Genomic DNA, 1,811 nt, shown 5'->3' with positions numbered 1-1,811 from the left:
CAGGCGGTGGCGGCAGCGATCGCCGGCGACGCCGGTCGCTTCCGCAACGGCATCCCGCTGGGGCGCGTCGCCGAACCAGAGGACATCGCCGCCGCCGTCGCCTTCCTGATCTCGGACGACGCCCGGCACATCACCATGCAGACGCTGACCGTCGACGGCGGGGCGACGGCGTGCTGAGCGGGAACCCGGAGATCCCGGCTTCCCGGACCCACCCGCAGGCAGTGTGAGGAGAGAACATGTACGGATCGGATGACGTCATCTTCCATGGGCGTCGACGGTGGCACGGCACCGGGCGACGCGCGGTGCTCCCGCGGGAGCTGTCCGCGGGACCGGGTCTGGCCGATGCCGTGCTCTCGATGCTGCGGCGGACGGAGGCGGAGGACGGCGTCCCCCGGATCGCCCTGGGGGCCATCCCGTTCGACCCGTCCCTTCCCGCGCACATCATCGTGCCGGAGCATGTGGTCGAGGTCTCGGCCCAGGACGAAGAGGCGGCCGACGGCGTGGCAGGACCGATCGTCGGCGCATCGTCCGAACCGGCGCAACGTGCCGCGGCCGTCATCCCGCCGGACGACCCGGGCTATCGCATCGCGGTCGGTGCTGCGCTGCGTGCGATCCAGGCCGGCATCGTCACCAAGGTGGTCCTGGCGCGCACGATGGACCTGGAGGCCGGCGATCCGATCGACACCGCCGCGCTGTTCCGGGCCTTCGCGGGGCAGAACCCCTCCGCTTACGCGTATCACGTGCCGGATGACGCGGGCGGAGTGCTCGTCGGAGCCTCCCCGGAACTGGTCGCCGCGGTCGAGGGCGCGCGCCTTCGTTCCCTCCCGCTCGCCGGGACGGCCGCTCGCCACGACGACCCCCGCGCCGACGATGTCGCACGGGTGGCCTTGGGGTCGTCCGCCAAGGATCGCCACGAACACGCGGTGCTGGTCTCCGAGCTCGCCGCGCGGCTGCGCCCGTTCACCGAGACCCTCTCCGTCCCCCGCGAACCCGAGATCGTCGAGACGCCGCGCCTCTGGCATCTCGGTACGCCGATCGAAGGACGCCTGCGTCCGGGGACCACCGTGCTCGACGTCGCGGGGGCCGTGCATCCGACTCCGGCCGTGTGCGGCATGCCGACCATGGCCGCGCACGACCTCATCCGCATCCTCGAGCCGCAGGACCGCGGGCTCTACGCCGGGCTGGTGGGCTGGATGGACTCCTCGGGCGACGGCGAATGGGCACTCGCACTGCGGGGGATCCACGTCTCGGGTTCGACCGCGCGTCTGCATGCCGGCGCAGGGATCGTGTCGGGCTCCGACCCGATCGCCGAGCACGCCGAGACCGCGGCCAAGCTCGGCTCCGCTCTGCGTGCGCTCGCCGCCGTCACCCCGGTGCGTCGCCGCACGCTGGTGGGTGCCGCATGAGCGCCGTGGAGCCGCTGAGCGTGGAACCGCTGACAGTGGAGGGCGTCGTGCCCTATCCCGAGGAGTTCGCGGAGCGCTACCGGCGGGCGGGACATTGGATCGGTGCGACCTTCGACGCGCTGCTGCGCGAGGCGGTCGCGGCGGCACCGAACAGCGTCGCGATCGTGGACAGCGACCGGTCATGGACCTACCGCGACCTCGACGGACGCGTCGGCCGGTTGGCGACGGCGCTCATCGCCGACCAGGGGATCCGTCGCGGTGACCGGGTCGTCGTGCAGCTTCCGAACATCGCCGAGTTCGTCGTCGTGGTGTTCGCCCTGTTCCGAGCGGGGGCGGTCCCGCTGTTCGCGCTGCCGGCGCATCGACGTTCCGAGCTGCTGCACTTCTGCCGGACATCCGAGGCCG

Annotated in this window: 3 protein-coding genes; all 3 read left to right on the top strand. The window is 72.4% G+C overall.

What is annotated here, in order from left to right; all coding sequences use genetic code 11:
* Window positions 1–6 precede the first annotated feature (6 nt).
* Window positions 7–177, top strand: a complete 171-nt coding sequence (locus DSP71_RS14880) for an SDR family oxidoreductase (protein WP_396652061.1) — start codon at window positions 7–9, stop codon at window positions 175–177.
* 59 nt (window positions 178–236) lie between these two features.
* Window positions 237–1,406: an isochorismate synthase MenF gene (locus DSP71_RS14875; RefSeq protein ID WP_113681472.1), complete on the top strand. Its 1,170-nt coding sequence runs from the start codon at window positions 237–239 to the stop codon at window positions 1,404–1,406.
* Window positions 1,403–1,811 (top strand): AMP-binding protein (locus DSP71_RS24025; RefSeq protein ID WP_258546477.1); only part of this gene is annotated, 409 nt, incomplete at its 3' end. The genes DSP71_RS14875 and DSP71_RS24025, both read left to right, overlap by 4 nt.

The organism is Microbacterium sp. H6 (assembly GCF_003314775.1).
GTDB classification, from domain to species: domain Bacteria; phylum Actinomycetota; class Actinomycetes; order Actinomycetales; family Microbacteriaceae; genus Microbacterium; species Microbacterium oxydans.
Note: the sequence above shows the minus strand (reverse complement) of the source record. Positions and strands in the feature narration are given on the sequence as shown.

Excerpts from the sequence above, each read along its gene's own strand:
- DSP71_RS14875 (WP_113681472.1), top strand. The coding sequence starts at position 237 with ATGTACGGATCGGATGACGTCATCTTCCATGGGCGTCGACGGTGGCAC.